Here is a 24,132-nt window from a genome sequence, read left to right on the forward strand (position 1 = left end):
CTTCAGGGCTTTACCGGAAGAGCAAAGGCAGGAGGCGGCCCACCGCCTCCACGCAGAAGTACCGGCTTCAACGCCGTGGGCCGCTTCCGCGTTCATGTTCAGGCCCGCCGCGGGTATAGCATCGACTTCGCAACACGTGCTTTTGCTTTGTTCGACCCCGATTACCGAACCGCCAAACGAATGAGACGCCCGTCAGGAGGGCAAACATGAGCAATGGCAACGGAGTCACGGCGACCCTGACGCAGGCCGCCGAGAACGTGAAGGAAACCGTGACCAGCTTCAGCAGCGCCGTCATGGCGCGCGCCGACGATGCGGTGAAGACCGCGCGCAAGAAGGCCGACACCGCCAAGAAGGCGGCGAAGAAGGCCGTCGGCAATGCGAAGAAGAAGCTCGCCAAGGCCTCGGCGGACGCGAAGAAGGAAGTGGCGAACATTCGCCGCGAAGCCACGGCCGCCAAGAAGAAGGCAGCCAAGAAGGTCAAGGCCGCACGCAAGGCGGGCAAGACCGCCGTCGCCAAAGCCAAGGGCACGGTCAAGCGCGACGTCGCCGCCGCCAAGCGCAAGGTTGCCAAGAAGACGACCACCGCGCGCAAGGCCGTGAAGAAAGCCGCCGCCAAGAAGGCCACGAAGAAGGCCGCAGCGAAGAAGACCGCGACCAAGCGCACCGCCACCCGCAAGGCGGCCGTGCGCAAGGCCGTGAAGAAATCCGCCGCTACGACGGCGAAGAAGGCGCCGGCCCGCAAGGCCGTCGCGAAGAAGGCAGCCAAGCGACCCGCCAAGAAGGTTGCGAAGAAAGCTGCCAGGTAACAGCAAGCCCCGATTGGTGGCCGCGCCCTCGCGGCGCGGCCACCGCATTAAACACATAACTAGATCAGCACTACCGCACCAGGAGCGGGTCACATGGCCGTCAAGATCGACAAGAAAATCAAGGGCTACAGCGTCGTCACCCCGGAAGACAAGGCTTCGGCTGCTGCCGCCAAGAGCGCGCCCGTCGCATCCAGCCTGGACGCCCTGCCCACGGCCGACGTGATCCAGATGCACGAGCGCATCGAGCGCCCGGAGATCCTCATCGGCTCCACCTACAAGATCAAGTCGCCGCTGTTCGAGCACGCGCTGTACGTCACCATCAACGACATCGTGCTCAACGCCGGTACCGAACACGAACTGCGCCGTCCCTTCGAGATCTTCATCAACTCGAAGAACATGGACCACTTCCAGTGGATCGTCGCGCTCACCCGCATCATGTCGGCCGTGTTCCGCAAGGGCGGCGACGTCACCTTCCTGGTCGACGAAATGAAGGCCGTGTTCGACCCGCGCGGCGGCTACTGGAAGCCGGGCGGCGTCTACATGCCCTCGCTGGTGGCCGAGCTGGGCGCGATTGTCGAAGACCACCTGAAGTCCATCGGCCTGATCATCGACCCGGAACTGAGCGACGCGCAGCGCGCGCTGATCGCCGAGAAGCGCGCGGCCTACGCGCAGCTCTCAAAAAAAAACAGTGAAGTAAGCGACCACGCCGACCTGTTCCCCGACCCCCGCGTCACCGACACCCCGCGCAGCGAAGACGTCGAAGTCACCGGCGAAGGCGCCGCCTTCCCGCCGAGCGCGACGATGTGCCACAAGTGCAGCACGAAGGCGGTGGTGATTATGGATGGGTGTGCCACTTGCTTGAATTGTGGGTATTCCAAGTGCGGGTGAGTTGACTCGCTAGGAGTGGTACAAGCGCGCGGTTGTGGGGTTATCCACAAAGCGCTAGTTGGGAACCCAGAAATTACTAGTTGGGCCCTCAATAGAGGCTAGTACCAGTTGGGGCCATTGCGCCCCAACTGGCCGCCGTCGGCGGAGTTCCGCCCGTCGGCTTTACGCAGGGCGCAACCTCGCCAGTCCCTAAGCGAGGCAGTCGGGCGATTTGCAACCTGCAACCTATGCCTGCTCTGGGTCGTGAGGTTGCCTAGGGCGATGGCGCATCTGTCTGGGGGCAGAGGGTCGTCGGTTCGAATCCCGCAGTCCCGACCAATCGTTGCAGTCAAAATTCCCTCCGCCTTGCGCGGGGCGGTCGGAAAAGCCCTTTCCACACAACGTTCTGCGCGAGGTAACGGGGCTTCGTGGGCTCGGCTATCTTGCCGCGGCAGTTACTGCGTTCTTGCTGGCATGGACTTTCGCGCCTCTCGCGAATCTATTGCGCGCGTGGTTAAAGAAATAGTCCGTTTCGCCGCTAGCCGGCCTGGCCTGGGTAAGCAGTGCCCTAGCAGTTCTCGGTCAGATTGCCGGACTTCAGGCCGCAGCCCCTGCTATCTGTGCACCGGGGCACACCCGAATGGCACAGGTCCCGTGCTAGGGCCGCGCTCTCCTAGATCGGCGTCAAGCGCACATAACGCGAACGTGGCATTCATCGTTGCCTCTTGGGAGAACTTCTGCAGGTCACTCACGCCAAGCATGAGGTTGCCTCGGTGCGCGAGTTCTTCGGCAGAAGCTAAGAATCGCTCGTAGGAGGATCGGAACGCCTCGACAGGCCCTCTCGTCTTGTCGTTCAGCTCAGCGCTTTCGATCAGTCGCTCAATGGCGTCTATTGAAGGAAGGTATTTGCTATCGAGCTCCAGGAAGTCGCCGCCGCCATAGTCGGAAGGGCCGTACAACTTGGATGCTTCCAGTCTGTAGGATTCGGGCTGGCTGGGGTAGGCGCCGAGGAAGTTCAGATACCGCGCGCTCTTTGCCTTGCGCTTCTCAATCTCAAGCCTGAGCAACGCTCTCCTGTCTTCGACCACGCCTTTCCCGGTCGTAATGGCGGGGGAGGGGGGCGTTGTGGCAGCAGTGCCTTCGGCCTGTGCAGTGGTTCCGTGTGGACGCGTAAGAACAAGGGTCGTGAGGATAACTGCGACGACAAGCAGCGCAATGGTGGCGTAGAAGATGTACTTCATTCTCTCTGCGCGAAGAAAATCTTTGGCCGACATCCCCTCCTTGAGGTGGTATCCCTGCTCCCTCAGGGCGTCCGCGAGAGCCTTTGGGCGCTGCCGTTCTGGGAGATGCGTGAGCGACTGGGAGATCGTGCGAGAGACCGTGCGCATCCGATTCGCTTTGATGACTACGATTGCCCAGAGTCCGATCAGCGCGATGTATGCCACGAATGCGAACGGGTGCGTTGAAACGATCTGCAGTTGGTCTAGGAACGGCTTCATACTTTGCTTTCCCTTTTGCTGACGCCGCGCTCCTGTGGACCGGATGCTGCCAAGTGGGCTTCGACCTGCCGCCCTGACCCGGCTTGCGATAGTGGGAACGCTGGCAGTTCAGGTGGACGGCCACCCGTTCGGCAGTCGGCGTAGTCCAGGTAAGCCGGAGTAGACGGGTAAGCGGGGCGTACCCGGAACTTTCAATTACCTGACGACGCGGCCTGCCGGACTTGCCAAGCTCGACCACTGAGAAGACGGCCAGCGGTCCCTGATGGGTTACCCACTGGCCCATGCGATCGAGCGGCTGCGTTCTGACTGATCGTCAGGCTTGCGAGCGGCTCTTTGATGGATCGCGTGCCGACACGCGGCAGCTCTCGCCCCTTCGCACGGTCGAATCATCAATCAAACCCGGTTCGATATCCCACCAATCCGACGTTTGGTTCAAGGAGGCTACGATGTCGTCCGACTGGAAAAGCCCAACCACGATCATTGCTATCGCGGGATTGCTGGTCTCCCTCTTGGGCAATGCCATTCAGTTCACCACAGCCAGGTCGAACGCCCGGTACGCCGAGCAACAACTCGATCAGGAAAGAGAGCAATGGTCTGTCGAGCAAAGGAGGCTGGAGGCTGAGATCGCGCAACTGGAGGACGCTACGATACGGGAAGGTGTAACCGACGATCATCGCACCAGCGAACTGGATAGAGCCGTAGCGGATCTGCAGGTCTGGGAGGCCGCTCTTATAAAGAGCAAGGCCGAGTTGCTTCGCCTCGAGGGAGAATTGCAACGCTACCAAGCGACGAATGAGCCGGAGATGGCGAAGGCCACCCAGAAAAACATCGAACTCCAGAAGTTGTTGATCTCGACGCAAGAGGCCGAAGCGGAAAGGGCAAGAGCCAGGCGCGCGGAACTAGAGCGGGCGATGGGCAGATGACGAGCCGTTGAGGTGCCCGGCGATACAGCGCCCCAGGTGCAGTCCCCTATGTCGATCCGCGACGCCCGACCTTGCGCAAGGCCGCCTCAAGCTCCGTCTCCAACAGACGCTCAACGTCCTTTGGAAATGGATCGGCGATCAGCATGCCCGCTTCGTCCGGGGGTTCTTCTGCCCCTGCGTCCGCGTCGAGGGCATCCCACACGTATCTCCACTTCTTGACGTGCAGGAGGTAATCCTCAAGTGCAGTGCGGAACTCGGGAGACGCCGTGCCTATGTTCGCTTCGACCAGCGCAATGCCGTGACGGTTCTCGTCGTGCAGGAGCGAGATGTAGGCCTTCCACGCGGTCCTGCGCACATCGCCGGCGGGGAGATTGGCGAAGTGCTTCTTCAGGTGCGCCGGGTTGTACTCAAGCGCGGAAAGCTCGCCGTTCTCGCGCAGTTGGCCCGCGAGCTTCGCGGTGCTTTTGAGCGTGGCCTGAAACGGGCGTAGAAAGCCCTCGATGCGTTTGAGCTCCTCCGCCCGCTTTTCACGCCTTCGCGCGAGGAAGTACTGGAGCCATCCAGTTCCGGCGATGAGCCCGAGCAATGGAACCAGTATCGGCGCCCACGTTTTGATCAGCTCCGCCATGGGTCCTCACCAACAGGCTCGCTACCGAAGCCGTGCAGTCGCCACGCGTCGCGTTACCCGCCCACCACATGCACCTGCGGCTTCCCGTCCACCTGTTCGAACCGGATCCGGTAGGTCAGCGTGACCGCCTGCGGAACGCCTTTGCCGCCGTCGCAACTGGCGTGGGCGCGCTCCTTGTCCTTCGCGTTGCGGAAGACGCAGCGCAGCGCGGGGTCGAACTTCCACGTCCGGGCCGCCGTTTCGGAGGCGGCCACGAACTCGCGCTCCGCGTCCGTGGCGCAGTACGGCGAGGGCTGCGCCTTGGCCACCACGGTCACGGCGCCCTTCTCGTTGATGCCCACCATCAGGCAGACCGTGCGCGGCGGCAGGTTGGAGGCGAGCAGCGTCTCCGGGTAGCTCGGCCGGGCGTTCTTCATGTCGTCCAGCGGCATCAGGAACGACTCGTTGTCCGCCAGCACCATGCGGTTGTCGGCGGTGGCGGTTCCGGCCGCCGGCGCGGCGGCCGCCCCGGTCTGCGCATGGGCCACGGCCGCGCAGGCGCAGGCCAGGACTGCGGTGGCTCCCAGTGCCGTCCACTTGGTCATCGTGTCTCTCCGAAAGCGTGGGGTGGTCGCGCCGACCCGGCGTGCGCGGCGGACAAAGGGGGGCGGCGCGTCGGCCGGCACTCGTATACAGCCCAACGCAACGGCACCGGCCAACCCGGCCACCTGGCCCCTGCGACCGTAACGCCGACAGCGACCCGGGGCTTTCCCTGACATGACAATTCGGCCTTCCCCGGGGGCGGTCTTGGCCTTACCCGGACGGCGACGCGGGACGCGACGGGGAGGTGTTCCGAGGTTCCGAGCTCGGCGTGCCGAGCAAATAGCTCCGTGATCCGAGCTCGGAGCTCGGCGTGCCGGGCAAATAGCTCCGTGATCCGAGCTCGGAACTCGGCGTGCCGAGCAAATAGCTCCGTCATCCGAGCTCGGAGCTCGGCGCGCCGAGCAAAAAGCTCCGTCGTCCGAGCTCGGAGCTCGGCGTGCCGAGCAAATAGCTCCGTGATCCGAGCTCCGAGCTCGGCGTGCCGAGCAAATAGCTCCGTCATCCGAGCTCGGAGCTCGGCGCACCGAGCAAATAGCTCCGTCATCCGAGCTCAGAGCCCGGCGTGCCGAGCAAATAGCTCCGTCATCCGAGCTCGGAGCTCGGCGTGCCGAGCGTTGCGCTTCGTGGATGCGGGAAGGCTTCCCCGGGTGCGCTTCGCTTACCCGGGCTACGAAGAACGTTCGCGACTTCTTCGTGTTGATCTTGTGCGCACGGCGAATGGAGACTCGCCGCCGGAGCGTAAGAACTCCACAACCAGCGGCACCCACCTCCGACAAACCGGTGGGTTTTTTGTGCCTGTACATTTTTGGGCGCAAGATCCGATGCAGTCGTTCTGCGTCGGGAGGGCGGCAGTCATACAACACCCGCAAGGGGAAAACTGCCCGCCGGCTGGTTGCGGTTCTTAACCTCCCGACACCCCTTCGGCATCTCGCCGCAGGGGCAACCGCAGTCAATGGAGCGACTCATGAGCAAACCCCGTCGTACCGGGTCCCACCGTCCGCCGACCTTCAATACCCCGCGATTCAAGATCAGCGAAGCCTCGCGCGACACGTTGTACCGCGCGCGAGAACACCTGCTGCTGCTGTCCAGCGTGTGCGCCGCGCGCGTGCAATACGACGCACGCGAACTGGAGCTTTCCGCCAACGCCATGGTCACCTGCTTCCAGCGCCTGGCCAACGACGTGAGCGACGTCCTGGCCGAAACCAACTGGCAGGAACCGGAGTAGCCGAAAGGCCCGCAGCGCTCGATCACGCAAGGCCGTAATGCGAACGAAAGAATAAGGGGCGCCTTGAGCGCCCCTCGTCGATTCTCGGCGTAGCGCGATTACGCGCTGCGCCCGCGCGGACGCCCCGGGCGGCTTCAACACGAAGTACCATCGCCGCATGCCGCTTGCGACCCTGCCGGCCTGCGCCAAGGCCGCGGACGAGGGAGGGGGCGTTTGGCCTTCTGACGGATGCCCCGGGGAACGCATGAAGCTCAATCCCGCAACGATCGCTCTGCTTGCCACGCTCCCGTGGCTCGTCGGCTTCGCCGAAAGCGAACTCAAGACCTATCCGGACGATCGCCCGAATCCGGCCATCATCGAGGATGCGGTGGCCCGTGGCGCCACGTCCTGCCGCTACAACCTGGAAGACATGCTGATCCACGCGCTCGGCGATCGCGAAGGGCAGGGCGTCGCGTTCTATCCGGTGGGCGACGAGAAGCGCAGGCCCTACATGGGGCTGTACGTGACCACCTACCCCAACGGCGACCAGGCCCACCTGCAATGGGTGGCCGGGCCTGACGCCAGCGGCTTGTGCGCACTGTCCTGGACGGAAGCGCGGCATTGGAAGCAGCCTTGCAAGGACGTAGTGGAGCGCTACGTGCGCGACCGTGGCGTGCAGGGGCAGCCGATGGGAGAGGCCACGCTGCTGACGTCGACCTCGCCGGACAACGGCTTGAAAGTGGTCGCGACACCGGCGGGCGATGGCTGCCTGGTCACGGAGTCGGACATCGCGTGGCGCCTGGACCCCGACGAGAAGGCGCGCGAGTGGATCCAGGCCGATCATGGTTACGATCCGGGTCCTTAGCGGCACAGTCGATCGCACAGCCCTTCCACACCAAAGCAGGCCGCGTCCGACCAGCGCGTAGCCCGGGTAAGCGAAGCGCACCCGGGGCGCCTGCGGGCAGCCCATCGCGTAGCCCTTCCACACCAAAGCCGGGTGCCACTGTCTCGATGAACTGGAAGGCTACGAAATGGGGCGCGAAGCCGACGGCGGATACTTCTGAAGATCGCCGGTCCACGGCATCACCGACGAACACCACGACAACACTTCGCAGGAAGCGACATGACACTCTCACCGGGCCTTGACTCCCTGCTGCGCCTGAGCGCCGCCCTCGTGTACATGTTCGGCGGCGCCATCGCGTTCGCGTCGTTCGTCCCCGGGCTTCCGGGGGGCTGTCTACATCGCCGTGTTCTTCCCCACCACCGACTTCGACGTGGTCAGGCGCCTGCCGACGCGCGAGGTGATGGACCTCACGCTGCGTGGCGAGGTGTACGAGCCCGACATCATCGAACCCGATGAGAAGCAACTTGCCCAGCTCCGGCTGCCGCTTGAGGACGGCACGTACCTCGAAGGCGTGTCGTATGAATCGATGCTGCGCCGGTTGATGGAAGTGGACGGCCAGCGGGCATGAGCGATCACCGCCTTGCGGCCCTGAACTGGACCTTCGTAAGGGAGCGGAAGACCATGAAGCGCACCGTGATCGCACTGTCCTGGCTGGCCGTCGTCGTGGCGGGCCCCGCGTGGTCCGCCGGCTGTGAGAGTCGCGACATTCTGGTCGTGGAGATGACGCCCGCCAAACGGGGCGATGGCTACGCGCTCGCGGTCAATGGTGCGGCGGTGCCGGAAGGAAGCGCACTGGATGTCATCCGCAGGCAGTGCGCGCGCAATCTCGTTGCGCTGGTGCATCCCGACATCAGCTTCCGCCAGCTGTCGGACCTACCGTTCTTCTACGGGAAGATAGGAGTCCGGGTGAACGCGCAGAACTTCTTCGTCTTCGTGGCGTCGGCCGAGAGCATGCGCATGACCTATCTGCCGACGCAGGCCACCATCCAGTACACGAACGACCCGGACAAGCTCAGGCAGCTCATTGCCAGCCCGCCGGTGAAGGACAACTTCCTCTAGGACGCAGCCTGCGCACGGGGTGTGAGCGATGTGCACGCGGCGCCGTGGAATGAGCGAAAATCCGCGCAACGCAACCACGACGCGCCCATGACCACCGCCGACACCCCGCCGCCGCAAATCTGGGTTGACGCCGACGCCTGCCCCGGCGTGATCAAGGACATCCTGTTCCGAGCGGCCGAGCGCGCGCAGGTGCAGGTCACGCTGGTGGCGAATCAATGGATCCGCGTGCCTGCCTCGCGCTACATCCGCTCGGTGCAGGTGCAGGGCGGTTACGACGTGGCCGACAGCGAGATCGTGGAGCGCATGCAGCGTGGCGACCTGGTGGTCACGCAGGACATTCCGCTGGCGGCGCGCGTGATCGAGAAGGGCGGCATGGCGGTGAATCCGCGCGGCGAGCGCTACAGCCCGGAGAACATGGCCGAGCGGTTGTCGATGCGCAACTTCATGGAAGAGCTGCGCGGCGCCGGCGTGCAGACCGGCGGGCCGGCGGCGTTCCATGCACGCGACCGGCAGGCGTTCGCCAATCAGCTCGATCGCTGGCTCGCGCAGCGGCCCCGGCGTCAGGCGCCGGCGGCGGGCGAAGAGTAGGGCGCGGAGGCAGCGGGATCGTTGTTCCCCTCACCTCAACCCCTTTCCCGCAAGCGCGAGAGGGGCTAGTGCAAGCGGAGAGGGGCTTTGGCGTTGTGAAGATCGTGCATCGTCGTTGGCGTGCGCGAGGTGGCACAGTAGCGCCCCGATGCCCGCCCTGGAGCAATGGAGAACGCAATGGTCGCCAAGAACACGATCTGCCTGTGGTACGACGGCACCGCGCTGGATGCGGCGACGTTCTACGCGAAGACGTTCCCCGACAGCGCAGTGAACGCCGTCCATCGCGCACCGGGCGACTATCCCTCGGGCAAGCAGGGCGATGTGCTCACCGTGGAGTTCACGGTGATGGGCATTCCGTGCCTGGGCTTGAACGGCGGACCCACGTTCAAACACTCCGAGGCGTTCTCGTTCCAGGTGGCGACCGACGACCAGGCCGAAACCGATCGCCTGTGGAACGCCATCGTCGGCAACGGCGGCGAGGAAAGCGCCTGCGGCTGGTGCCGCGACAAGTGGGGCCTGTCGTGGCAGATCACGCCACGCGCCCTGACCGACGCAATCACCGATCCGGACCCGGCCGCCGCCAAGCGCGCGTTCGAGGCGATGATGGAGATGGGCAAGATCGACATCGCGAAGATCGAGGCGGCGCGTCGCGGGTAGGTCGTTCGATGCCGAGCTTCGGCGTCGCGACTCAGGGCCGATCAACGGCGATCCGGATCACCAGCCCGGCGCGATCGTCCGCGGTCCAGATCGCGCCGTCCTTCGCCACGGCCAGTCCGACCGGTGATCCCTGCGGTCGACGTCCGGCGGCGAGATTCCAGCCCGGTGTCATGACCACGGCGTTCGCGGCGGGCGCGGCGCCGTAGGCGCGGGAGCTGGCGCCATACAGGGGATAGCGCGCGTTGCGGTCTGGAGCGGGAACGCCGCGGGCATCGGTGGCGTAGGAGACGATGCGGCCGCCGACACTGCGGTAACCATGCCAGGTCATCAACAGGCGGCCACGCAGCGCGGGGAACATGGCGCCGTCGTACCAGAGCATGTCCAGCGGCGCGCTGTGCGGCGGCAACAGCAGTGCGGGCGGTGTGTGCGCGTTCGACGTGCAATCCATCGCGCGGGCGGCCTTCCAGCCCGGCGTGGGCGCGGCGACATCGGCGCAGTAAGGCCAGCCGTAGTGGCGTCCGCCGGTGATGACGTTGATCTCGTCGAAGGGGAACCAGCGCGTGGTGAAGTCGTAGCTGTTCTCGCCCTGCAGCACCGTGCCGGAAGCATGCACCGCCAGCGCGACCGAGTTGCGCAGGCCGCGCGCGTGCACGGTGTAGTCGCGGCTCCATTGTCCGGGCGACTGCAATGCGTAGCGGCGGATCGACGCGGCGTGTTCGTCGCCATCGGTTTCCGGGCAGGTGCGGCCGGGCGGTGTGCCGTCGGCGCGCAGGCACTGGTCGGACGGTGCGCCGACGTTCACCAGCAGTGCGCCGTCGGGTGCGAAGACGAATTTCGACAGCGGATGGCGGTTGTCGTGCAGGCGGTTGTCGGGCAGGCCGGTCACGACGGGCTCGATGCTTGCGCGGGCGTCGACGGCGTCGGGATCGAAGCGGAAGATGCGGCTCATCTCGCCGACGTAGACCTTGCCGTCCGGCCCCCTCGCGATCGCGTGCGGCATGTGCAGGCCATCGAGCACACGCGTCAGCGCCGGCACGCCGCCGGGTGCGGTGCGGAGCCTGAAGATCGCGCCGTTCGCACCGTCCCAGCTTCCCAGGTCGGTGACGAGCCACGAGCCGTCGTCCAGTTGCAGCAGCGAACGCGGCAGGCGCATCGGCCGCGTGCGGTCGGCGGCGGTGGGGCCGATGACGAGGCCGGCGCAGAAGCCCTTCGCCATGCCGATGTCGAGCCGGGGATACCCGTCGCAGGTGCCGGTGGGTGCGGCGTATGCGACGCGCGGCGCGGCGACGCCGGGCGTCCCTGCCGCGCAGAGCACGAGTGCGGCGAAGGTCGCGAATACGGGGCGAAAGCGTGGCGTCATCCGTGCAGGCTCGTTTGCGGTGGCGTGCAGGATCGCATGCGAGTCGCGGTTGTTGGACGGGACAAGGGCGCAGCGGCATCTTCGATGCCCGTTGACGACCATCCGGGTGCGAGCTGCGACTTTGACTGCATGCGTAAGCATCGCCTGCCATCCAAGCGTGATGCCGCCCTGTGTAAGCTGCAGGCCGATCTTCTGTGCAGGGGCTTCATGGACTTCGGTATCGCGCTGACCCTGGGTGCGACAGCGCTTGGGCTGGTGGCACGCTTCACCCTTCCCGGGTTGCAAGTCGGCGTCATCGCGCGTGCCACGTCGCTGTTTCTTGCAACGTGGCTGCTCGTCGTCCTGCCCGCGTATGCCGGCTCACAGCCTCCATCGGCTGAGGTCGCAGCGATTGACGTTCGGAGCTATTCGGCGCGAATTGAGCCGGACCTCGCCCGCGGCAGTCTGCATGGCCAAGTACGCATTGACCTGCGCGTGCTGACCGCGGCGCCGGAGCTGGAATTCGACGCCGGTGAGCTGGTGATCGATGCAGTGCGCGAGGACGGCGTGGCATTGCCCTTCGCAATGGAAGGCGGCCGGTTGCGCATCACTCTGCCGCGTGCCGCGCGTCCCGGTGAGCGGCATGCACTGGACATCGGCTACCACGGTACGCCGCGCTTCGGACTTCAGTTCCAGCCGCAGCGTGGTGAGCTGTACACGATCTTCTCAACCGACCAGTGGCTGGTGTGCATCAACGCGCCGCGTGAGCGAGCGACGCTCGATCTGTCGGTGGTGTTGCCGGCTGACGTGACGGCTGTCGGCAACGGCCGCGCGCTTCCGGTGCGTCGCCTGGCCGATGGGCGGAGCCTGCATCGCTGGCGCCAGAGCGTCCCGGTGCCCAGCTATGTGTACGGCTTCGCTGCCGGCCGTACACGCAGGTGCATGGGCGCGCCGGACCCGTGCAACTGCGCTATCTGTCCATGGACCTGGACGCGCAGCAGTTGCGACAGGTGTTCGCCGACACGGGTGACATGCTGCGCTTCTTCGGTGAGCGCGCAGGGCGTCCGTATCGTGGCGACTATACCCAGGCGCTGGTTGCAAGGACGGTCGGTCAGGAACTGGCGGGCTTCTCCCTGATGTCCGAGTCCTACGGTCTCCAAGTGCTGGAGCGGCCCGCCGCGCAGGGGTTGATCGCCCACGAAGCCGCGCACCAGTGGTGGGGCAACATGGTCACTTGCGAAGACTGGACGCACTTCTGGCTCAACGAGGGCTTCGCCAGTTTCATGGCAGCGGCGTATCTGCAGCATCGATTTGGCGACGAGGAGTACCGCAAGCAGGTCGATGGCTGGATGCAGCGCCTGGAACGGTTGCGTGCGGCGGGCACTGATCGTGCGCTGGTGTTCGACAACTGGGACAAGCCCACGGCGGACGATCGCGCGGTGGTGTACCAGAAGGGCGCTTACGTGCTTCACCTGCTACGCGAAGAGCTGGGCGAGGACGTGTTCTGGCGCGGCATCGGCGAGTACACGCGCGCGTACTACGGCCGATCGGTGAACACCGCGGAATTCCAGCAGGCGATGCAGCGCGTCAGCGACAAGGATCTGTCGGCGTTCTTCGATCGTTGGGTGTACGGCCACGGTGATACGCGGCCGCCTCTCGATGAGCCATGATGGCGCTCGCGCAGCGCCACCGCTCTGCGGATCGGAACGCAACGCGTTGCTTCACGCCTGCGTCGCGAGTCCTTCTCTGGGCACAAGCAGCCTGGCGACCGGCAGCGCAAGCAGTGTGCCGATGCCCTGCGCGAGGATGAAGCCGGCGACGTCCTCCGGCCGTATCCCGGCGAACGTCTGCGTGAAGGCGCGCGCGACGGTGACGGCCGGGTTGGCGAACGAGGTGCTGGCCGTGAACCAGTACGCTGCGAAGATGTAGCTGGCCACGAGCGCGGGCATCGATGCATGACGTTGCCGCGCGCCGAGCAGCACGGTGATCAGCAATCCGAATGTCGCCACGACTTCGCTGGTCCATTGCGGAAGGCCGGTGCGCGCGTGCGTGCCGGGTTGGAGCAGTTCGAGGCCGAACATCGCGTGCGCCATGAGCACGCCCGCCACGGCGGCCGGAAACTGCACCGCGATGTAGGCGACTGCATCGCGCGTGGACAACTCGCCACGAAGGCGCATGGTCAGCGTGACCATCGGATTGAAGTGCGCGCCGGAGATAGGACCGAGCAGCGTGATCAGTACATAGAGCGCGCCCGCGGTGGCCGCGGCGTTGGCGAGCAGGGCGACGCCGTCGTTTCCGCGCGAAAGCGACGCGGCCATGATGCCCGAGCCGACGACTGCGACGAGCAGCAACGAGGTGCCGAGGAATTCCGCCAGAAGTCTGCGGGCGATGGGCATCAAAGCTGCGCCAGCAAGGCTTTCACGCGCGCGGAGATCTCGTCGCGCACGGCACGGTAGGCGTCGTCGTCCATGTGCTTGGGGTCGGGCAGGGCCCAATCCTCGCGGCGAACGGCGGGAACCCAGGGGCAGTTGTCGCCGCAGCCCATGGTGATGACGGCGTCGAACTCCCCTTCGATGCGATCGAGTGATTTGGAATCGTGCTTGCTCAGGTCGTAACCGAGCTCGGACATGAAACGGATGGCCTTGGGATTGATCACGCCGGACGGGCGCGATCCCGCGCTGAGCGCTTCGACGGTGCTGCCACCGTGGATGCGCGCGAAGGCTTCCGCCATCTGACTGCGGTTGGCATTTTCGACACAGACGAACAGGACGCGCTTCATGCTTGGGACGTCTCGGTGGGTTGGGTGGTTTCGGCAATCTGGTTCAGCCGCTGCTCTCGGGCGAGGCGATCCAGCTTCTCCATGGGCAAGGCGAGCAGAAGTTCGACACGACGACGCAGGATCCACCAGGCGGCCTTGAAGGAGTACGGGTCGCCATCCACCGGGTCGGGCACACCCCAGTGCGCCACCGCCGGGTGTCCGGGCCAGATCGGGCAGGTTTCGCCGGCCGCGTTGTCGCACACGGTGATGACCAGGTCCATGCGCGGCGCGTCGGGCCCTGTGAACTCATCCCAGCTCTTGCTGCGCAGAGAATCCGTCGGATACCCGACGCTCTGGATCAACTCCAGCGCGTGCGGCTTCACGAATCCGGACGGATGGCTGCCCGCGCTGTAGGCGCGGAAGCGTCCGTCGCTCATCATGTTGAGCAGGGCTTCGGCCATCTGGCTGCGCGCGGAATTGCCGGTGCACAGGAACAACGCGTTGTAGGCGGGCTTGTTCATGGGGTCGGTTCCAGAGCCTTGATCATGCAGGTCGCGGAGGCAGGACACAGCGAGCGGAATTCGGCGCTGCGCTGTACCTCGGCGGGGGCGGCTGCGCGATCGATCACGGCGTAGCCGCGATGGGCGAAGAACGCAGCGGCCGTCTGCGTCAGCAGCACCAGCTGACTCACGCGGTTCGTGCGCGCAAACGATTCCAGGGCATCCACGAGTCGGCCGCCGGTGCCGTCGCCTCGCGCCTCCGGGCGCACGACGAGCGAACGCAACAAGCCGACGGGCCCGAAGACTTCCAGCCCGATCGCGCCGATGGTCGCGTCGTCATCCACGGCGACCATGAAATGCACGTTCGACTGATCGAGGTCTTCGACGGGAAGCGCTGCCTCGACGAGGAGCGCGCGCACGCGCGGCTCCTCGTCATGCGCCAGGGGGCGGACGATCATGCGCGCCTCAGCAGCAGCCGGCTGCGGGTGCGCAGCAGGCCGCGGCGGGCGTCTGGTGTGCAGCGGGCATGGCCGGGCTGCACGCGGCGCCGTCGGTGGCGCAGGCGCTGTCGGCGGCGTAGTAGGTGACGGCATCGCCGAAGGTATGGAACGTTTCCCAGCGCGTGCCTTGCGGGTCTTCGGTCCACATCTTGTCGGAGCGCGCGTAACAGCACGTGGCATCGGGTTCGGGCATTACCGCGCTGCCGGCCGCGTCCAGGCGCGTTCCGAGCGCGGCGAGTTCGTCGGCGCTGTCGACCTGGATGCCGAGGTGGTCGATACCCGTCGCGCGGCCCGTGGTGGAAATGGCGAAGTTGATGCGCGGATCCTCGAGCATCCACTTCGCGTAGTCGGCCTTCACCACGACCGGGGCGTGGGCGAAGAGCTGCGAGTAGAAGCGGATGCTGTCGTCAAGGTTCGATACGTTGAGATGTACATGAAAGCGGTTCACTTCGATGCTCCTTTGCTTTGCGGCTTGCACACGGCGGCGGGCTCGCAGACGGCATTGCCGCTGCAGCAGTTTTCGGTGAGGTAGGCGATCAGCTCGTTCATCTGCAGGTAGTTGGCCCGCACGCGGATGACGCGGCCTTCGCGCTGGTCGTGGACCAGTGCCGCGTTGCGTAGGATGTTGAGCTGCGCGGTGAGCGTGGCGGCGGGCAGGCCCAGGCGATCGCGCAGGTCGCCGACCGGCAGGCCGTCCGGTCCGGCCTGGACCAGCTCGCGGAACGCGGCAAGGCGGGCGTCGTGACTCAGGGCGCCGAGGGCTTTGAGGGCGGTGTCGGTCTTCATAATTCCATGATTATGGAATTATCGAATTGTGTCAACACCGAAGCGGGGCGGGGTCTGCGCCCGCAGGCTTCAAGGCAGAAGGGCTCGCGCCATGCGCGCCGGAGGGCGACGCGCTTTCGCGCGCATGGATCACATCGTGCGTGAGCCCGCGCCGTCGGCGCGGGCTCGCAATGCGTCAGCTCTTGTAGTTCATCGCCCGGTTGATGCCCAGCGCGGCCAACGTGCCGACGGCGCCGGAGAGCAGATAGACGCCCAGCCAGGCCAGACCGAACTGCGAGCACAGGCCCAGCGCGACCAGCGGGGCGAACGCGGCGCCGATCAGCCAGGCCAGGTCGGAGGTGAGCGCCGCGCCGGTGTAACGATAGCGGCGGCCGAAGTTGGCGGTCACCGCACCGGCCGCCTGGCCGTACGACAGGCCCAGCAGGGCGAAGCCGATCAGCACGAAGGCCGCCTGTCCGACGTTGCCGCTTCCCATCAGCGTGGGTGCGAAACCGCTGAACATCGCGATCAGCATCGCCAGGCCGCCCAGCGTGCGCGCGCGGCCCACGCGGTCGGCGATCAGGCCCGATGCGACCACGCCGCCGCAGGCGATGAACGCGCCGATGATCTGGATGATCAGGAACGTCACGATCGACTTCTGCGAATACAGCAGGATCCACGACAGCGGAAAGATCGTGACGATGTGGAACAGCGCGTAGCTGGCCAGCGCCGCGAAGGCGCCGATCACCACGTGACGGCCCTTGGCCTGGAAGAGCTCGCGGATGGGCGTGGGCTCCAGCTCCAGCTCGCTCATCTTCTTCTGGTACTCGTCGGCGACCACGATGCGCAGCCGCGCGAACAACGCCACGACGTTGATGGCGAACGCGACGAAGAACGGATAGCGCCAGCCCCACGAAAGCAGGTCGGCCTCGCTGAGGCTGGCATACAGGAATGCGAAGACGCTGGCGGCGACGATGAAGCCCATCGGCGCGGCGAGCTGGCCCAGCATCGAGTACCAGCCGCGGCGTTCCTTCGGTGCGTTCATCGCCAGCAACGACGGCAGGCCGTCCCACGAACCGCCCAGTGCGAGGCCCTGCAGCATGCGCAGCAACGCCAGCATCACGATCGATGCGGTACCCAGCGTGGCGTAGCCCGGCAGGAAGGCGATGCCCGCGGTCGCGGTGCCCAACATGAACAGGGAAATGGTGAGCTTGATGCCGCGGCCCCAGCGTTCCTGGATCGACATGAACAGGACGGTGCCCAGCGGTCGTGTCACGAACGCCAGTGAAAACAGCGCAAATGACCACAACGCGCCTTCGAGCCTGCCGACGAACGGAAAGAAAACCGCCGGGAAAATCAGCGCCGAGGCGATGCCGAAGACGAAGAAATCGAAGTACTCGGATGCGCGTCCGATGACCACGCCGACGGCGATTTCGCCCGGGGCGACGTCGTGCTGGGCCTTGGTGCCGTGATCGTGGGAGGAAGCGGTGGGGCTGAGGGAGGTCATCGCCGGGACACTCGGATGGACCGGCCGATGGAAGGAGGGCCGGTTGGACATAGGAGGATGCGACGATAGCCTGACAGAGGCAACCGGGCCGGGCGATAGGACAAAACGTCCAATTCTCCCGGAGTAATGTCGGGAATACATTGATCATGCTCAATCCGTAAGCCCCCACCCACATGTCCATCGCGCGCAGATTCCTGCAGGCCGCCGTGTTGCTCCTCGGCACGGCCGTTTTGTCAGGATGCAACCTGTTGGTTCTCAATCCCGCCGGCGACATCGCCGCCCGTCAGGGGCAGCTGATCGTCGTGGCGACCGTCCTGATGCTGATCGTGATCATTCCGGTGATCGCGCTCACGCTGCTGTTCGCGTGGCGTTACCGCGCGTCCAACCGCGAGGCCACGTACAAGCCCGACTGGGATCATTCGACCCAGCTGGAGCTGGTGATCTGGGGCATCCCGTTGCTGATCATCATCGCGCTGGGCGCGATCACGTGGATCAGCACGCATCTGCTCGATCCGTTCCGCCCGCTCGACCGAATCTCGGAAGGCCGTCCCGTGCCGGCCGACGTGAAACCGCTGGAAATCCAGGTCGTCGCACTCGACTGGAAGTGGTTGTTCGTCTATCCGGAAGAAGGCGTGGCGACGGTGAACGAAATCGCCGTGCCGGTCGATCGCCCGGTGCACTTCCGCATCACGTCCTCCTCGGTGATGAACACGTTCTACGTGCCCGCGCTGGCCGGCATGATCTACGGCATGCCCGGCATGGAGAGCGAGCTGCACGCGGTCATCAACGCGCCCGGCGTGTACGACGGCTTCTCGGCCAACTACAGCGGCGCGGGCTTCTCGCACATGCGCTTCAAGTTCCATGGCAAGAGCGACGCCGATTACCAGCGCTGGCTCAATGACGTGCGTGCCAGCGGCGATTCGCTCACGCGCGCGACGTATCTGGAACTGGAAAAGCCGTCCGAGCGCGAGCCGGTGCGTCACTTCGCCCGCGTCGACAACGGCCTGTTCGATGCCGTGCTCAACCGCTGCGTCGACATGGACCGCCTGTGCATGAACCAGATGATGGCGATCGACGCCGCCGGTGGCCTGGGCCTGGACGGCCTGAAGCCGCTGGCGACGCCGCGTCGCGGCGATCCGCGCCTGGGCGCGTACGTGTCGGCGCAGGTGTGCGCCGTCGACGACGTGGTGCCCCAGTCCCTGTCGGGTTCGATCGTCGGCATGAAGGCGCAGTAAGCGTCCCGCCGTCGATCCACCCTGTCGTGCCGACCTGTTTCTTGGCCTGAAAGCCCCGGAATTCCGCGATGTCCCTCGAAAGCGCCACCCTACCGTCCTCACCGATCTTCGGACGCATGTCATGGGAATCCATTCCCATGTTCCATGAGCCGATCCTCGCGGTGACCTTCATCGGCACCGTGATCGCCGGCCTCGCACTGCTGGGCGTGATCACGAAGTACAAGCTGTGGGGCTACCTCTGGAACGAGTGGTTCACCAGCATCGATCACAAGAAGATCGGCATCATGTACATCGTGCTGGGTCTGGTGATGCTGCTGCGCGGCTTCGCCGACGCGCTGATGATGCGCCTGCAGCAGGCCATGGCCTTCGGTGACAACCTGGGCTATCTGCCGCCGCACCACTACGACCAGATCTTCACCGCCCACGGCGTGATCATGATCTTCTTCGTGGCCATGCCGCTGGTCACGGGTTTGATGAACTACCTGGTGCCGTTGCAGATCGGCGCGCGCGACGTCGCGTTCCCGTTCCTCAACAACTTCAGCTTCTGGATGACCGTGTCCGGCGCCGTGCTGACGATGATGTCGCTGTTCTTCGGCGAGTTCGCCGCGACCGGCTGGCTGGCGTATCCGCCGCTGTCGGGCCTGGCCTTCAGTCCGGGTGTCGGCGTCGATTACTACCTGTGGGCGTTGCAGATAGCCGGCATAGGCACATTGCTATCGGGCGTGAACCTGCTGGTGACCATCATCAAGATGCGCGCGCCCGGCATGACCATGATGAAGATGCCCGTCTTCACCTGGACCTCGCTGTGCACCAACGTGCTGATCGTGGTGTCGTTCCCGGTGCTGACGGCGGTGCTGGCGCTGCTGTTGCTGGATCGCTACGTGGGCACCAACTTCTTCACCAGCGATCTTGGCGGCAACGCCATGATGTACGTGAACCTGATCTGGATCTGGGGCCACCCGGAGGTCTACATCCTGATCCTGCCGCTGTTCGGCGTGTACTCGGAAATCGTGTCCACGTACTCGGGCAAGCGCCTGTTCGGCTACTCGTCGATGGTCTACGCGACGGTGTGCATCACCGTGCTGTCGTACCTGGTGTGGCTGCACCACTTCTTCACGATGGGTTCGGGCGCCAGCGTCAACTCGTTCTTCGGCATCACGACGATGATCATCTCGATCCCGACGGGCGCGAAGATCTTCAACTGGCTCTTCACCATGTACCGCGGCCGCATCCGCTTCGAAGTGCCGATGCTGTGGACGATCGGCTTCATGATCACCTTCGTGGTGGGCGGCATGACCGGCGTGCTGCTGGCCGTTCCGCCGGCGGACTTCGTGCTGCACAACAGCCTGTTCCTGATTGCGCACTTCCATAACGTGATCATCGGCGGCGTGGTGTTCGGCCTGTTCGCGGCGATGACGCACTGGTTCCCGAAGGCCTTCGGCTTCAAGCTCGACGACTTCTGGGGCAAGGTTTCGTTCTGGTTCTGGCTGGCCGGTTACTGGTTCGCCTTCACGCCGCTGTACGTGCTGGGCCTGATGGGCGTGACGCGCCGAATGAGCCATTTCGACGATCCGTCGCTGCGGATCTGGTTCCTGATCGCCGCCTTCGGTGCGGTGCTGATCGCCGTCGGCATCGCCGCGTTCCTGATCTGCATCTACGTCAGCTTCCGCAAGCGCGAGCAGCTGCGCGACGTCACCGGCGATCCGTGGGACGGCCGCACGCTGGAGTGGTCCACGTCCTCGCCGCCGCCGGCGTACAACTTCGCCTTCACGCCGGTCGTCCACGACAACGATGCGTGGTGGGACATGAAGCAGCGCGGGTTCACCCGCATGCGCACGGGCTTCCTCGCCGTGCACATGCCGAAGAACACGCCGGCCGGCCTGGTGCTGGCGGTGGTGAGCACGGTGTTCGGCTTCGCGATGATCTGGCACGTGTGGTGGCTGGCCGCCGTCTCGTTGCTGGGCGTGATCGCCTACGCGATCTGGCACACCTTCAACTACGACCGCGACTACCACATCCCCGCCGAGGAAGTGGCCGCAACCGAGCACGCGCGCACCGTGCAGCTGGAGACCTTCCGTGGCTGAGTCCATCGCATTGACCCGTGAAGACGGCGCGCCGGTGTTCCTGGACACGCAGGGCCGTCACCATCCGGAGAACGGCTCGCTGCTCGGGTTCTGGATCTACCTGCTCAGCGACCTGATGATCTTCGGCTGCCTGTTCGCCACCTACGGCGTGCTGGGCCGCAGCTTCGCGGCGGGCCCGTCGGGTGCGGACCTGTTCGACCTGAAGCTGGTCGCGGTGAACACCGCGGTGCTGCTGGTGTCGTCGATCACCTACGGCTTCGCCATGATTTCGATGCAGGCCCGCAACCAGCGCGGCCTGATCGCCTGGCTGATCGTGACCGGCCTGCTGGGCGCGACGTTCCTGGCGATCGAACTCTACGAGTTCCACCACTTCATCCACATCGGCGCCGGCCCGCAGCGCAGCGCGTTCCTGTCCTCGTTCTTCGCGCTGGTGGGCACGCACGGCCTGCACGTGTTCTTCGGCGTGATCTGGCTGATCGTGCTGTGCCTGCAGGTGCGCAAGCACGGCCTGACGCGCGCCAACACGCGCCGCGTCGCCTGCCTGTCGATGTTCTGGCACTTCCTGGACGTCGTGTGGATCGGCGTCTTCACCTTCGTCTACCTGATGGGCTCGCTGCGATGAGTGACCACGCACACCACGACCACGACGACGACTTCCTCGAGACCGGCATTCCGCACGTCTCGAAGAAGGAGTACCTGACCGGCTTCGTCCTCTCGGTCATCCTGACCGCCATTCCGTTCGCCCTGGTGATGGGCGGCCCGGGCGTCGCCACGCCGACGCTGCTGCTGGTGTTGCTGGCGTTCGCCGCCGTGCAGGTGGTGGTGCACATGGTCTACTTCCTGCATATGAACGCGAAGTCCGAGGGCGGCTGGAACGCGCTCGCGCTGATCTTCACGGTGGTGCTGGTGGTGATCGTGCTGACCGGTTCGCTGTGGGTCATGCATCACCTCAACACCAACATGATGCCGGGCGCGCACGAGATGCAGGAGATGATCAAGAACGCGCCATGAGCCGGCCGATCGCCGACTCCCGCCCCGCGCCGCGCACGCGTCGCGCCTGGGTGTTCGTGACGTTCGCCGCGCTGCTGGCAGCCGCGTTCGCAGGCTTCGTCTCGCTCGGCGTCTGGCAGCTCCAGCGCATGGCGTGGAAGCACGATCTGATCGCCCGCGTCGATGCGCGCGTGCATGCCGCACCCGTTCCCGTACCGGCGCGTGCGCAATGGCCGGCCGTATCGGAGTCCGCCGACGGCTACCGCCATGTGCAGGCATCCGGCACCTTCGTGCCGGACAATGAAACGCGCACGCAGGCGGTGACGGAACTCGGCGCGGGTTCGTGGTCGCTGATGCCGCTGCGCATGGAATCGGGCGACTACGTGCTGGTCAATCGCGGCTTCGTGCCGACGGGCGATGCCGCCGGCGAGGTACCGCAAGGTCGCGTGACGGTGCAGGGACTGCTGCGCATCAGCGAGCCCGGTGGCGGCTTCCTGCGCCGCAACGATCCCGCACAGGGCCGCTGGTACTCGCGCGACGTCGCCGCCATCGCCCGCTCGCACGGGCTGCCGGCGGATCGCGTGGCGCCGTTCTTCATCGACGCCGATCGCGATCACGCGTCGAACGACTGGCCGCGCGGCGGCATGACGGTGGTGAAGTTCCGCGACTCGCACCTGTCCTATGCGCTGACCTGGTTCGGCATGGCGTTGCTGGCCCTCGTGGCGGGGGCGTACCTGGTCGCGTCGGAGCGCCGGTTGCGCCATGATCGACACCGACACCACGCGCGCTCCGGTCATGCAGGCACGAACGAGCCAGAATGAGGCCATCGACGAGGCGGCACGCGGGGACTCCGTCGTGAACGGTTCCCGTGACAGCGCGGGCCTGCGCAACATGCAGCAGCTGATCCAGTTGCGCTGGATCGCTGTGATCGGGCAGGTCGCCACCATCCTGCTCGTGCATTACCTGCTGGACATCGCGCTGCCGATGGCGCGCATGTTCACCGTGCTGGCCGCGCTCGTCGCCTTCAATCTGATCAGCCAGTTGTGGTGGCGCCGACGCGAGCAGGTGTCCAGCGGCGCGCTGCTGGTGTCGCTGCTGGTGGACGTCGCATCGCTGACGATCCAGTTGTACCTGGGCGGCGGCATCACCAATCCGTTCGTGTTCCTTTACCTGTTGCAGGTGGGGTTGGGCACGGTGGTGCTGCGCTCGCCGTTGAGCTGGGTGATCGCTGCCGCCGCGGCGCTGTGCGTCACCGGGCTGACGCTGGTCCACGCGCAGATCGCGCTGCCGGCGGAGCCCGAGCGGGGCCTGGCCGATTACTACGTGCAAGGCCTGCTGATCTGCTTCCTTCTCGTCACGACGTTGCTGGTGGTGTTCCAGACCCGCATCGCCCGCATCCTGCGCGAGCGCGATGCGCGGCTTGCGGAACTGCGCCAGCGTGCGGTGGAGGAGGAGCACATCGTGCGCATGGGCCTGCTCGCGTCCGGCGCCGCGCACGAGCTGGGCACGCCGCTGTCCACGCTCTCGGTGATCCTGGGCGACTGGCAACACCTGCCCACGATCGCGTCGGACGGCGAACTGCACAACGATGTCCTGGAGATGCAGGCGCAGGTCGCGCGCTGCAAGTCGATCGTCACCAACATCCTGCTCGCCGCCGGCGGACCGCGTGCAGAGGAACCCACGCAGACCACGCTTCACGCGATGCTGGACGAACTGGCAGTGGAATGGCGCGACAGCCGCAACCCGACCGCGTTCAGGTACAACAACCGCTGCAGCGTGGACCCGCTCATCGTTTCGGACGCCGGCCTGCGGCAGATGGTGTTCAACGTGCTCGACAATGCCCTTGAAGCCTCGCCGGCCTGGGTGGCGCTGGACGCGGACTGCGACGACGACGTGCTCGTCATCTCCGTCACCGATCATGGCGCCGGCTTCGCGCAGGACATCCTGCGGCGACTGGGCACGCCCTACAACACCAGCAAGGGCCGCCCCGGCGGCGGGCTTGGGCTGTTCCTCTCGCTCAACGTTGCGCGTACGCTGGGTGGCAGCCTCACGGCGAAGAACCGGCCGCAGGGCGGGGCGGTGGTCACCATGACGCTCCCGATCGCGAGCATTGCCATCGAGGATGAAGACGATGACCGCGAAGAATGAACGAAGATTGCTGATCGTCGAAGACGACGAGGCGTTCGCGCGCACGCTGCTGCGCTCCTTCGAGCGCCGCGGCTACCAGGTGCGTCACGTGGTGGGCGAGGAGGGCATGACCGAACTGCTGGAGTCGTTCGTTCCAACGCACGCGGTCGTCGACCTGAAGCTGGCCGGTGGCGCCTCCGGACTGTCCAGCGTGAAGCGCCTGAATGCCTTCGATCCGGACATGGTCATCGTGGTGTTGACCGGTTACGCCAGCATTGCCACCGCAGTGGAAGCCATCAAGCTCGGCGCGCGCCACTACCTCGCCAAGCCGTCCAACACGGACGACATCGAAGCGGCCTTCCAGCGCGCCGCCGGCGACACCGAGGTCGAACTCACGCAACGCACGACCTCGATCAAGACGCTGGAGTGGGAGCACATCCACGAAGCGCTGGCCGCAAGCGATTTCAACATCTCCGAAGCCGCGCGACGACTGGGCCTGCACCGCCGCACGCTGGCCCGCAAGCTGGAGAAGCGGCGGATCAAGTGAGTCGCGCGGCGCACGCCTAGGCGGTGCGCAGGAATGCGAACAGCAACGCCAGCGCCACCACCG

Annotated in this window: 29 protein-coding genes; 18 read left to right on the forward strand and 11 right to left on the reverse strand. The window is 65.6% G+C overall.

Going from position 1 to position 24,132, the window contains the following annotated elements:
• Positions 1 to 206 precede the first annotated feature (206 nt).
• Together AAFF32_RS05950 and AAFF32_RS05955 are read left to right on the forward strand one after the other, a co-directional pair.
• On the forward strand, positions 207 to 806 hold the full coding sequence (locus tag AAFF32_RS05950) for a hypothetical protein (protein ID WP_216961207.1): 600 nt from the start codon (positions 207 to 209) through the stop codon (positions 804 to 806).
• Between the two features lie 93 nt (positions 807 to 899).
• On the forward strand, positions 900 to 1,694 hold the full coding sequence (locus AAFF32_RS05955; RefSeq protein ID WP_342316795.1) for an NrdJb: 795 nt from the start codon (positions 900 to 902) through the stop codon (positions 1,692 to 1,694).
• Positions 1,695 to 2,287: 593 nt separating this feature from the next.
• Here AAFF32_RS05955 and AAFF32_RS05960 read toward each other — a convergent pair.
• Positions 2,288 to 3,172 (reverse strand): hypothetical protein, encoded by an 885-nt coding sequence (locus AAFF32_RS05960; protein WP_342316796.1) that lies wholly within the window; start codon positions 3,170 to 3,172, stop codon positions 2,288 to 2,290.
• 446 nt (positions 3,173 to 3,618) lie between these two features.
• Here AAFF32_RS05960 and AAFF32_RS05965 point away from each other — a divergent pair, with 446 nt between their 5' ends.
• Positions 3,619 to 4,095: a hypothetical protein gene (locus AAFF32_RS05965; protein ID WP_342316797.1), complete on the forward strand. Its 477-nt coding sequence runs from the start codon at positions 3,619 to 3,621 to the stop codon at positions 4,093 to 4,095.
• A gap of 46 nt (positions 4,096 to 4,141) precedes the next feature.
• Here AAFF32_RS05965 and AAFF32_RS05970 read toward each other — a convergent pair whose 3' ends face one another.
• Both AAFF32_RS05970 and AAFF32_RS05975 read right to left on the reverse strand, forming a co-directional pair.
• Positions 4,142 to 4,723 (reverse strand): hypothetical protein, encoded by a 582-nt coding sequence (locus AAFF32_RS05970; protein ID WP_342316798.1) that lies wholly within the window; start codon positions 4,721 to 4,723, stop codon positions 4,142 to 4,144.
• A 53-nt stretch (positions 4,724 to 4,776) separates the two neighbouring features.
• Complete coding sequence (locus AAFF32_RS05975) at positions 4,777 to 5,307, reverse strand: hypothetical protein (protein WP_342316799.1); 531 nt, start codon at positions 5,305 to 5,307, stop codon at positions 4,777 to 4,779.
• A 962-nt stretch (positions 5,308 to 6,269) separates the two neighbouring features.
• On the opposite strand from AAFF32_RS05975, the gene AAFF32_RS05980 reads away from it, so the two are divergent.
• From AAFF32_RS05980 to AAFF32_RS06005, 6 genes are all read left to right on the forward strand, one after another.
• On the forward strand, positions 6,270 to 6,530 hold the full coding sequence (locus AAFF32_RS05980; protein WP_216961181.1) for a hypothetical protein: 261 nt from the start codon (positions 6,270 to 6,272) through the stop codon (positions 6,528 to 6,530).
• 244 nt (positions 6,531 to 6,774) lie between these two features.
• Entirely contained in the window at positions 6,775 to 7,374 is a 600-nt protein-coding gene (locus AAFF32_RS05985; protein WP_342316800.1) for a hypothetical protein, read from the forward strand.
• Positions 7,375 to 7,756: 382 nt separating this feature from the next.
• Positions 7,757 to 7,981: a hypothetical protein gene (locus tag AAFF32_RS05990; RefSeq protein WP_342316801.1), complete on the forward strand. Its 225-nt coding sequence runs from the start codon at positions 7,757 to 7,759 to the stop codon at positions 7,979 to 7,981.
• A gap of 53 nt (positions 7,982 to 8,034) precedes the next feature.
• Complete coding sequence (locus AAFF32_RS05995; protein ID WP_342316802.1) at positions 8,035 to 8,472, forward strand: hypothetical protein; 438 nt, start codon at positions 8,035 to 8,037, stop codon at positions 8,470 to 8,472.
• A gap of 87 nt (positions 8,473 to 8,559) precedes the next feature.
• The gene (locus AAFF32_RS06000) at positions 8,560 to 9,060 is read left to right on the forward strand and encodes a YaiI/YqxD family protein (protein ID WP_216961175.1); all 501 of its coding nucleotides are present in this window, start codon (positions 8,560 to 8,562) and stop codon (positions 9,058 to 9,060) included.
• 177 nt (positions 9,061 to 9,237) lie between these two features.
• Positions 9,238 to 9,717, forward strand: coding sequence for a VOC family protein (locus AAFF32_RS06005; protein ID WP_342316803.1), 480 nt, complete (start codon positions 9,238 to 9,240; stop codon positions 9,715 to 9,717).
• Between the two features lie 31 nt (positions 9,718 to 9,748).
• Here the strand turns inward: AAFF32_RS06005 and AAFF32_RS06010 are convergent, their stop codons facing one another.
• Entirely contained in the window at positions 9,749 to 11,077 is a 1,329-nt protein-coding gene (locus AAFF32_RS06010) for a PQQ-dependent sugar dehydrogenase (protein ID WP_342316804.1), read from the reverse strand.
• Between the two features lie 129 nt (positions 11,078 to 11,206).
• Here AAFF32_RS06010 and AAFF32_RS06015 point away from each other — a divergent pair, with 129 nt between their 5' ends.
• Positions 11,207 to 12,193: a hypothetical protein gene (locus AAFF32_RS06015; RefSeq protein ID WP_342316805.1), complete on the forward strand. Its 987-nt coding sequence runs from the start codon at positions 11,207 to 11,209 to the stop codon at positions 12,191 to 12,193.
• On the forward strand, positions 12,193 to 12,726 hold the full coding sequence (locus AAFF32_RS06020) for a M1 family aminopeptidase (RefSeq protein ID WP_342316806.1): 534 nt from the start codon (positions 12,193 to 12,195) through the stop codon (positions 12,724 to 12,726). Before AAFF32_RS06015 ends, AAFF32_RS06020 begins: the two co-directional genes overlap by 1 nt.
• A gap of 51 nt (positions 12,727 to 12,777) precedes the next feature.
• On the opposite strand, the gene AAFF32_RS06025 is transcribed toward AAFF32_RS06020, so the two are convergent.
• The 7 genes from AAFF32_RS06025 to AAFF32_RS06055 form a co-directional block, all read right to left on the reverse strand.
• The gene (locus AAFF32_RS06025) at positions 12,778 to 13,452 is read right to left on the reverse strand and encodes an MIP/aquaporin family protein (protein ID WP_342316807.1); all 675 of its coding nucleotides are present in this window, start codon (positions 13,450 to 13,452) and stop codon (positions 12,778 to 12,780) included.
• Complete coding sequence (locus AAFF32_RS06030) at positions 13,452 to 13,835, reverse strand: arsenate reductase ArsC (RefSeq protein ID WP_216961165.1); 384 nt, start codon at positions 13,833 to 13,835, stop codon at positions 13,452 to 13,454. The genes AAFF32_RS06025 and AAFF32_RS06030 overlap by 1 nt, the downstream gene beginning before the upstream one ends.
• On the reverse strand, positions 13,832 to 14,335 hold the full coding sequence (locus AAFF32_RS06035; protein WP_342316808.1) for an arsenate reductase ArsC: 504 nt from the start codon (positions 14,333 to 14,335) through the stop codon (positions 13,832 to 13,834). The genes AAFF32_RS06030 and AAFF32_RS06035 overlap by 4 nt, the downstream gene beginning before the upstream one ends.
• Complete coding sequence (gene arsN2 / locus AAFF32_RS06040) at positions 14,332 to 14,772, reverse strand: arsenic resistance N-acetyltransferase ArsN2 (protein WP_342316809.1); 441 nt, start codon at positions 14,770 to 14,772, stop codon at positions 14,332 to 14,334. The genes AAFF32_RS06035 and arsN2 overlap by 4 nt, the downstream gene beginning before the upstream one ends.
• Before the next feature lie 7 nt (positions 14,773 to 14,779).
• Positions 14,780 to 15,262, reverse strand: a complete 483-nt coding sequence (locus tag AAFF32_RS06045) for an ArsI/CadI family heavy metal resistance metalloenzyme (RefSeq protein ID WP_216961156.1) — start codon at positions 15,260 to 15,262, stop codon at positions 14,780 to 14,782.
• On the reverse strand, positions 15,259 to 15,600 hold the full coding sequence (locus tag AAFF32_RS06050; RefSeq protein WP_216961153.1) for a helix-turn-helix domain-containing protein: 342 nt from the start codon (positions 15,598 to 15,600) through the stop codon (positions 15,259 to 15,261). The genes AAFF32_RS06045 and AAFF32_RS06050 overlap by 4 nt, the downstream gene beginning before the upstream one ends.
• Before the next feature lie 175 nt (positions 15,601 to 15,775).
• A complete protein-coding gene (locus AAFF32_RS06055; protein WP_216961151.1) occupies positions 15,776 to 17,086 on the reverse strand; it encodes an MFS transporter in 1,311 nt (436 codons plus the stop codon).
• Positions 17,087 to 17,259: 173 nt separating this feature from the next.
• Here AAFF32_RS06055 and cyoA point away from each other — a divergent pair, with 173 nt between their 5' ends.
• The 7 genes from cyoA (at position 17,260) to AAFF32_RS06090 (ending at position 24,069) form a co-directional block, all read left to right on the forward strand.
• On the forward strand, positions 17,260 to 18,321 hold the full coding sequence (gene cyoA, locus AAFF32_RS06060; protein ID WP_216961148.1) for a ubiquinol oxidase subunit II: 1,062 nt from the start codon (positions 17,260 to 17,262) through the stop codon (positions 18,319 to 18,321).
• Between the two features lie 104 nt (positions 18,322 to 18,425).
• A complete protein-coding gene (gene cyoB, locus AAFF32_RS06065; protein ID WP_342317234.1) occupies positions 18,426 to 20,405 on the forward strand; it encodes a cytochrome o ubiquinol oxidase subunit I in 1,980 nt (659 codons plus the stop codon).
• Positions 20,398 to 21,027 (forward strand): cytochrome o ubiquinol oxidase subunit III, encoded by a 630-nt coding sequence (gene cyoC, locus AAFF32_RS06070; RefSeq protein WP_342316810.1) that lies wholly within the window; start codon positions 20,398 to 20,400, stop codon positions 21,025 to 21,027. The genes cyoB and cyoC overlap by 8 nt, the downstream gene beginning before the upstream one ends.
• On the forward strand, positions 21,024 to 21,416 hold the full coding sequence (cyoD, locus tag AAFF32_RS06075; protein WP_216961145.1) for a cytochrome o ubiquinol oxidase subunit IV: 393 nt from the start codon (positions 21,024 to 21,026) through the stop codon (positions 21,414 to 21,416). Before cyoC ends, cyoD begins: the two co-directional genes overlap by 4 nt.
• Positions 21,413 to 22,216 carry an SURF1 family protein gene (locus tag AAFF32_RS06080; protein WP_342316811.1) on the forward strand — a complete coding sequence of 268 codons (804 nt, stop codon included), beginning with the start codon at positions 21,413 to 21,415 and terminating at the stop codon, positions 22,214 to 22,216. The genes cyoD and AAFF32_RS06080 overlap by 4 nt, the downstream gene beginning before the upstream one ends.
• Before the next feature lie 34 nt (positions 22,217 to 22,250).
• Positions 22,251 to 23,543, forward strand: coding sequence for an ATP-binding protein (locus tag AAFF32_RS06085; protein WP_342316812.1), 1,293 nt, complete (start codon positions 22,251 to 22,253; stop codon positions 23,541 to 23,543).
• The gene (locus AAFF32_RS06090) at positions 23,527 to 24,069 is read left to right on the forward strand and encodes a response regulator transcription factor (RefSeq protein ID WP_216961136.1); all 543 of its coding nucleotides are present in this window, start codon (positions 23,527 to 23,529) and stop codon (positions 24,067 to 24,069) included. Before AAFF32_RS06085 ends, AAFF32_RS06090 begins: the two co-directional genes overlap by 17 nt.
• Positions 24,070 to 24,132 lie beyond the last annotated feature (63 nt).

It is taken from the genome of Lysobacter sp. FW306-1B-D06B (assembly GCF_038446665.1).
Taxonomy (GTDB): domain Bacteria; phylum Pseudomonadota; class Gammaproteobacteria; order Xanthomonadales; family Xanthomonadaceae; genus Lysobacter_J.